Consider the following 3,574-nt stretch of genomic DNA (forward strand, 5'->3'; position numbering starts at 1 on the left):
CTTCGAGCCCGGCGAGGCGACGTTCACCGCGACGGGCGCGACGAGCGGGCTGACCGCCACCGCCACCACGGTGGTCGAGGCTGATGCCGATGCCGAGGTGAATGCGAACGCGTCGGCGTCCGCGTCGGCTTCGGCGGATGCGGCTGCGGATGACGAGGCTTCGGCTTCGGCGCAGGCTGCGGCTCAGGCGGCGGCGAACGCGGACAACACGAGCGACGCTTCGGCGGCTGCGGATGTGTCGGCGAACGCGGCGGCCGAGGTGGCTGCGACGGCGGATGCGTCTGCGGAGGCGTCGGCTGAGACGAATGCGGCGGCTTCGGCTGCGGCGACGGCGAGTGCGGATTCGACGGCGGATGCGGCGTCGAACGCGGATGCGTCGGCGGCGGCCTCGGCTGCGGCGGATCCGGATGCGTCGTCGGCTGCGGATGCGGCGTCGGAGGCTGCGGCCGAGGCGACGTCGTCGGCGGATGCGTCGGCTGCGGCGTCGGCCGATGCGACGGCTGATGCCGATGGCCAGGAGCTGGTGCTGTCGGATCCCGCCGACGTGACCGTCACCGAGGGCGAGGACGCGGTGTTCACCGTCGAGGTGGTCTCGGGTTCGCCGACCTCGGTCACGTGGGAGGAGTACACGCCGGTCGCCCCGTCGGAGTCCGAGGGTGCCGCCGAGGGCGTCCAGCCCATGGCTGAGAACGCCTGGTCGCCGACCGACGAGCCCGTGTCCGAGGATGGCCTCACGCTGACCATCGAGGACGCCGAGGTGCCCGAGACGGGCATGCTCTTCCGGGCCGTCGCGACGGACGGGACCACCACGGTCACGACCGACGCCGCGGAGCTCACGGTGCTCGCGGCCGGGACCGCCGATGCGGATCCCAGCGCCGGGGGTGCGGCCGATGCGGGCGGCGCCGCTGACGCGGGCGGCACGTCGTCGGCCGGCGGATCCTCGTCGGCGAGCGCCTCGGGTTCGAGCAACGCCTCCGGCGGCGGGTACCTCAGCAACACCGGCGGCGAGAGCCAGCTCGGTCTCGGCATCGCCGGGTTGCTGCTGGTGCTCGCGGGAGCCGGTGTGGCGCTGACGGTGCGGCGTCGCACCCACGCGCGAACCGACTGATCGGAGTCGTTACGGCGTGCGGTCGGGGAGCACCCCGGCCGCACGTCTGCGTCGTGGCGACGCGCGACGCACTGCTGTCGCGCGGGTTCCCGCAGTGGTAGGTTCGCCACGACTGCACTCCATTCCGGCAAGACAGGAGCAGGTGTGACCCCTGAAACGACGCACACGAGCGCGCGACCCGCGGCGAAGCTCTGGGTCCGTCTCGTCGCATGGGCGGCCGTGCTGCTCGCGGCCTGGCACATTCTCGCCTCGTTCCTGTGGATCGCCCCGTACTCGGCGAACGCGCGCGAGATCGTTCCGGGCGATGCGCTCAGCTCGTACATGCTGCCGATGTTCGGCCAGTCGTGGAGTGTGTTCGCCCCCGAGCCCGTGAACGGCGACTACCACTTCAACGTGCGCGCCGCGGTGGAGGACGAGTCGGGGGAGCGCACGGAGACGGGGTGGGTGAGTGCGACCGACGTCGAGCTCTCGATGATCCGCTACAACCTCACGCCGCCGCGCGCCGGCATCCAGTCGACCGAGCTCGCTTCGAGCTTCAAGAAGTCGTTCGATGCGCTCACCGAGGTGCAGCGCACTACCGCGGCGGGCGACTTCGCGACCCCCGAGTGGGAGGTCGGGCTGCGCGCCGCGCTCGAGAACGGGGCGAAGAACTCGGGGCTCGACGCCGCCGCGGTCGCGAAGAACGCGGGCGCCGTCGACCAGTTCATGAGCGACGAGCGCCGCTCCACGGCGTACGCGACGCAGGTGGCGAAGGCCGTGTGGGGCGATGAGGTGGTGGCCGTGCAGTATCGCGTGAGCCGCCAGAACATCATCCCGTTCGCGGAGCGCCACAACCCCGACGCGAAGCGCCCGGAGCCCTCGGTGGTGCTCCCCGGGTGGCGGCCCCTCGTCGTCGAGGAGGGCCAGAACGAGGACAATTTCGCCGACGTCTTCGGAGGGCAATTCGAGAGGATCTCAGAATGAGCGATCAGGGTTCCGCTCCCAGCCAGTTCGGCGCGTTCATCGGCTCCCTCGTCGCCGCGGCGTGGTCGGCCGTGACGGGCACGATCGGCCGCGCGTTCGATTTCGTCGAGCGGTGGCTGTTCGACGGGAAGAAGGCGCTCTACGGCCTCGCCGTCACCCGCATCGTCTTCGGCTGCACCGCGCTCGGGCTCCTCCTCGCGAACTTCGGCACCCGCCTCTACACGTTCGGTTCGGGGTCCGCGTGGAACGGCGAGCTCGCCGAGCCCGTCAGCGACTTCCCGAAGGTGTGGATCTTCGGCGCGTTCCACGCCGTGGCGGGCAACGACGTCGCGTTCACGCTGCTGTACCTCTGCCTCATGGTGCTCGCGGTGCTCTTCCTGCTCGGGTGGCGGTTCCGGATCGTGCACCCCGTGTTCTTCGCGCTCTGGGTCGGCTTCATCGAGATGAACGACATGGTCGGCGACCAGGGCGACAACATGTTCCGCATCGCGCTCATCCTCATGTTCTTCGCCGACCCCGCGGCCCGGTGGTCGCTCGACGCGCGTCGCCGCGCACGGCGGGAGTGGTTCCCGGTCGGCTCGTCGGGCAACCAGATCGGCACGGTGCTCCACAACCTGGCGCTCGTCGCGCTCACCGCTCAGGTGACGTTCGTCTACGCCTCCGGCGGCCTGTACAAGGCTCAGGGGGCGCCGTGGGCGGAGGGCTACGCGGTGTACAACCCGTTGCAGACGATGCGGTTCGGCACGTGGCCGATCCTGAGCGACATCGTCACCGCCTGGGGGCCCGCCGTCGCCATCGGCACGTGGGGGTCCATCGTGCTGCAGGTGGCGTTCCTGCTCATGCTGCTCTCGCGGCCCACGCGACTGTTCGCGCTCTTCGGTATTCTGAGCTTCCACATCGCCATCGGCGTGCTCATGGGGCTGCCGTGGTTCTCGCTGACGATGATCGCGATCGACTCGATCTTCATCCGCGACCGCAGCTGGAAGCATCTGAGCGCTTCGGTGTCGCGGCGCTGGCGGCAGCACATGGGCCGCGGCGACGATGACGGGTCGCCGGCCGCGCCGACCACCCCCGTCGATCCAGCTGCGGAGCGGGACTCGGAGCCCGCACGGAGTCTCGCGGCGACGCGCGCGACGTAACGGGGGCCTCGACGAGGGGCGCCGACGAGGCGGCACCGACGAGGGGGCGCCGGATCGCGACGCGATGATCTCCGCAGCGATTCAGTGCACTTTCAGCATTGCAGTGCAAAAATGCATTCCATGCCCCAGAGTGCAACCAGTACCCGTGCGCGCCGCCGTGCCGCCACCGCCCGAGCGCTGTCGTCGCACGCGCGCCGCTGGACTGCGGAGCGAGGCATCAACGGTTTCACCGTCGAGGAGCTCTGCGAGGCCGCGGGCGTCTCGCGCCGCACCTTCTTCAACTACTTCGCCTCGAAGGAGGACGCGGTGCTGGGCGTGCCGGCGGACCGGGATGACGCGGAGGCGCAGGAGGCGTTCATCGCCG

4 protein-coding genes are annotated in these 3,574 nt (G+C 70.6%); all 4 read left to right on the plus strand.

Annotated elements, in window-relative coordinates; genetic code table 11:
* Nucleotides 1-1,108: LPXTG cell wall anchor domain-containing protein (locus NS354_RS09780; protein ID WP_153002172.1), on the plus strand; the 1,108-nt coding region annotated here is incomplete at its 5' end.
* A gap of 144 nt (nt 1,109-1,252) precedes the next feature.
* Entirely contained in the window at nt 1,253-2,071 is an 819-nt protein-coding gene (locus NS354_RS09785; protein ID WP_058594324.1) for a DUF5819 family protein, read from the plus strand.
* Nucleotides 2,068-3,210: an HTTM domain-containing protein gene (locus NS354_RS09790; protein WP_058594325.1), complete on the plus strand. Its 1,143-nt coding sequence runs from the start codon at nt 2,068-2,070 to the stop codon at nt 3,208-3,210. The genes NS354_RS09785 and NS354_RS09790 overlap by 4 nt, the downstream gene beginning before the upstream one ends.
* A gap of 120 nt (nt 3,211-3,330) precedes the next feature.
* The coding region (locus tag NS354_RS09795; protein WP_153002173.1) for a helix-turn-helix domain-containing protein at nt 3,331-3,574 on the plus strand (244 nt) is incomplete at its 3' end.

It is taken from the genome of Leucobacter chromiiresistens, assembly GCF_001477055.1.
GTDB lineage: Bacteria > Actinomycetota > Actinomycetes > Actinomycetales > Microbacteriaceae > Leucobacter > Leucobacter chromiiresistens_A.

Bases quoted from the DNA above. Each gene is read 5' to 3' on its own strand.
- NS354_RS09790 (WP_058594325.1), top strand. From the start codon at position 2,068: ATGAGCGATCAGGGTTCCGCTCCCAGCCAGTTCGGCGCGTTCATCGGC.